We start from the raw sequence: 3,649 nt of genomic DNA, 5'->3' as shown, positions 1-3,649 counted from the left end.
TGTCAGAACCCACCCCTTCCAAACCCGCCCCGCTTCGCCCCCTGCCCAAACTGATTTTTGCAAGCCGCTGGCTGCAGGTGCCGCTTTACCTGGGCTTGATTGCGGCCCAGGGCGTGTATGTGTTTCATTTTCTGGTGGAATTGCTCCACCTGATTGAGGCGGCCTTTGGCAGCCAGCCAGCCTTGCAGGCGCTCATCACGAGCATTGGCTACAAAACCGACGCGCCCATCACCACGCTGAACGAGACCGTCATCATGCTGGTCGTGCTGGCGCTGATCGACGTCGTCATGATCTCCAACCTGCTGATCATGGTGATTGTGGGGGGCTATGAAACCTTTGTGAGCCGCCTGAACCTGGAAGGCCACCCCGACCAGCCCGAGTGGCTGAGCCATGTCAATGCATCGGTGCTCAAGGTCAAGCTGGCCACGGCCATCATCGGCATCAGCTCGATTCACCTGCTCAAAACCTTCATCAATGCCGACAACTACACCGACCGGGTGTTGATTGCGCAGACGGTGATTCACATCACCTTTTTGCTCAGCGCGCTGGCGATTGCTCTGACCGACCGCATGATGCAGCCCACCCAAAACGCCCCGCACTGAACTTGCACAAAGGCCCGACATGACCATTCTGCTTTTCATAGGCGGTCTGATCGGCCTGGTGCTGGGCGCCGAGCTGCTGGTGCGCGGCGCGTCCAAGCTGGCCTTGTCCTTTGGCATCTCACCGCTGGTCGTCGGGCTGACGATTGTGGCTTTTGGCACCAGCGCCCCCGAAATGGCCGTCTCGACCGGGGCCGTGCTGAACGGCCAGACTGACATCGCCATCGGCAACGTGGTCGGCAGCAATATTTTCAATGTGCTGTTTGTGCTGGGCGTATCGGCGCTGATCACGCCGCTGGTGGTCAACATCCAGCTGATACGCCAGGAGGTGCCCATCATGATTGGCGCTTCGCTGCTACTGTTGGTGATCGGCCTGGACGGCAAGCTTGGTTTTCTCGACGGCGCGATCCTGTTCACGCTGCTGATCGCCTACACGGTGTTCCTGATCGTGCAGTCGCGCGCTGAAACCCGAAGCGCGCAGGACGAATACGCCGCTGAACTCCAGCCCGCCGCGCCCGGTGGCTGGGACGCCAAACTGCCGGTGCAACTGCTGCTGATCGCGGTGGGGCTGGGCTTTCTGGTGCTCGGCTCCGACTGGCTGGTCACGGCATCGACCCTCTTTGCCAAGGCCCTGGGTGTCAGCGACCTGGTGATTGGCCTGACCATCGTTGCCGCCGGCACGTCCATGCCGGAGGTTGCCACCTCGGTCATGGCGGCCATCAAGGGCGAGCGCGACATCGCGGTCGGCAACGTGGTGGGCAGCAGCACCTTCAACATTCTGGGTTGCCTCGGCCTGTCGGGGCTGGTGTCGGGCGATCTCGGCCTGCTCATGCCCGCGGCCATACTCAACTTTGATATATGGGTGATGATTGCTGTCGCGCTGGCCTGCCTGCCCGTGTTCATGACGGGGCGTGAGATAGCGCGCTGGGAAGGCGGCGTCTTTGTCCTGTATTACGCTGCCTACGTGACCTACCTGATTCTGGCCACCCAGCAGCACGATGCGCTCGGCATGTTCTCCAGCGCCATGCTGAGTTTTGTCATCCCGATCACGGTGATCACGCTGGTCGTGGTGCTGCTGCGGCGCGGCAAGCCGCCCGGCAGGGCATCCTGAACGTCCGGCAATTTACCCACTGCCTGGGGTTGGCTGCTGCAACCCGAGGTTCACTGACGGCGAGCCGCTCCCCAAAAGCGTGTCCCCTGAAATGAACGCTCGTTGAAGGAGGTCCAGACCTTGTTGCTTTTAATTATTTGCTTGCCGCTGCTGCTGGGCACCCTGCTCACCGGCTGGTCTGGCGCCCGCCTGAGCGCCGGCCACCGCGGCCGCACAGCCGTGATCGCCGCCGCCATCACGGCCTTCAGCCTGGCCCTGCTGCTGATGCAGGCGCCCGCCGTCATGCGCGGCGAGGTGCTGTACGAGTTCATCCCCTGGGTGCCCGAAATCGGCCTGAACCTGGGGCTGCGGCTGGACGGGCTGGCGCTGATGTTTGCGCTGCTGATCACCGGCATTGGACTGCTGATCATCGTGTATGCGCATTTCTACCTCGGCCCAAAAGACCCGGCCGGCAAGTTCTTCAGCACCCTGATGCTGTTCATGGCGGCCATGCTGGGCATCGCGCTGTCAGACAACTTGCTGCTGCTGATCGTGTTCTGGGAGCTGACCAGCCTGTCGTCGTTCTTGCTGGTGGGCTACTGGCAGCACCGCGCCGATGCGCGCGACGGCGCGCGCATGGCGCTGGCCATCACCGGCGGCGGCGGCCTGGCCATGCTGGGCGGCTTTGTGCTGCTGGGGCAGATCGCCGGCAGCTACGAGCTGAGCCAGATGCTGGACCAGGGCGCGATGATCCAGGCCGATGCGCGCTATCCGGCCGCGCTCATCCTGATTCTGCTGGGCTGCTTCACCAAGAGCGCGCAGTTCCCGTTTCACTTCTGGCTGCCGCAGGCCATGGCGGCGCCAACCCCGGTGTCGGCCTACCTGCACTCGGCCACCATGGTCAAGGCCGGCATTTTCCTGCTGGCCCGACTGACGCCCGTGATGGGCGGCACCGACCTGTTCGCCGGGCTGGTCAGCACCACCGGACTGGTAACGATGGCGTTTGCCGCCTTTGTCGCGATCTTCAAGCACGACCTCAAGGGCCTGCTGGCCTACTCGACCATCAGCCACCTCGGGCTGATCACCTTCCTGATCGGGCTGGGCTCGCCGCTGGCGGCCGTGGCGGCGATGTTCCACATCCTGAACCACGCCAGCTTCAAGGCCTCGCTGTTCATGATCGCCGGCATCGTCGACCACGAAACCGGCACGCGCGACATGCGCCTGCTCGGCGGCCTGCGGCAACTCATGCCCTGGACCGCCACGCTGGCCATGGTCACGGCCGCCGCGATGGCCGGCGTGCCGCTATTCAATGGTTTTCTGTCCAAGGAAATGTTCCTGACCGAAACCGTGACCTTCGCGCAGGCCGGCGGCTGGCGCTGGCTGGTGCCGGCCCTGGCGACGCTGGCCGCGCTGCTCAGCGTGGCCTACTCGGTGCGGCTGGTCCACGACATTTTCTTCAACGGCCCCGCGCGCAACCTGCCGCGCCCGCATCCGCATGAGCCGCCGCTGGGCATGAAACTGCCGGTGATGTTGCTGGCCGTGGTCTGCGTCGCGGTGGGCATCTTGCCGTCGCTGCTGCTCGGCCCCATGGTGCTGGTCGCCGCCACGGCCATGCTGGGCACGGCCCCGCCCGACTACCAACTGGCGATCTGGCACGGCTTCAACCTGCCGCTGCTGCTGAGCGTGCTGGCGCTGGCCGGCGGCGCGGCCCTGTATTTCACACTGGCGCGCGGCGGCCGGCTGCACCGCCTGAACTCCGAAAACTGGTTCGGCCTGCTGACCGGACTGAACCTGTTCACGCGCGGCAGCGACCGCCTGTTCGGCAGCGCCGGCCGCATTACAACGCTGCTGGAAAACGCCTCGCTGCAGCGCTACACGGCCTGGATGCTGATCGCGACCGTGGCTGTGGCCGCGTCGCCGCTGCTGTCTGGCGATGCTCCCGGCACGGGCTCGCGCACGC

At 64.6% G+C, this 3,649-nt stretch carries 3 protein-coding genes; all 3 read left to right on the top strand.

All coding sequences use genetic code 11. The features are described 5' to 3' along the window. Positions 1–602 (top strand): YqhA family protein (locus IV091_RS12615; RefSeq protein ID WP_293469231.1); only part of this gene is annotated, 602 nt, incomplete at its 5' end. 19 nt (positions 603–621) lie between these two features. Further along, positions 622–1,710 carry a calcium/sodium antiporter gene (locus IV091_RS12610; protein ID WP_293469230.1) on the top strand — a complete coding sequence of 363 codons (1,089 nt, stop codon included), beginning with the start codon at positions 622–624 and terminating at the stop codon, positions 1,708–1,710. A 120-nt stretch (positions 1,711–1,830) separates the two neighbouring features. Continuing rightward, the coding region (locus tag IV091_RS12605; RefSeq protein ID WP_293469228.1) for a proton-conducting transporter membrane subunit at positions 1,831–3,649 on the top strand (1,819 nt) is incomplete at its 3' end.

Source organism: Polaromonas sp. (assembly GCF_018780625.1).
Lineage (GTDB): Bacteria > Pseudomonadota > Gammaproteobacteria > Burkholderiales > Burkholderiaceae_C > Polaromonas.
This window is presented reverse-complemented; position numbering and strand designations above follow the sequence as displayed.

Bases quoted from the DNA above. Each gene is read 5' to 3' on its own strand.
- IV091_RS12610 (WP_293469230.1), top strand. From the start codon at position 622: ATGACCATTCTGCTTTTCATAGGCGGTCTGATCGGCCTGGTGCTGGGC.